Below are 220 nucleotides of genomic sequence, written 5' to 3' on the forward strand. Positions count from 1 at the left end.
GGATCGCCGCGGCCACGTCTTACAGCACGTCCAACCGCATCATGGTGCCGTTCTACGTGTACTACTCGATGTTCGGCTTCCAGCGCATCGGCGACCTGGCCTGGGCGGCGGGTGACATGCAGGCCCGCGGCTTCCTGCTGGGCGGCACCTCTGGGCGCACCACGCTGAACGGCGAAGGCCTGCAGCACGAGGACGGCCACAGCCACATCATGGCCGGCAC

The 220-nt window shown here is 67.7% G+C and carries 1 protein-coding gene; it reads left to right on the forward strand.

The genetic code is table 11. The features are described 5' to 3' along the window. Positions 1-220 (forward strand): hypothetical protein (locus tag HA630_RS01145; RefSeq protein ID WP_166832118.1); only part of this gene is annotated, 220 nt, incomplete at both ends.

Source organism: Aquabacterium sp. A08, from assembly GCF_011742065.1.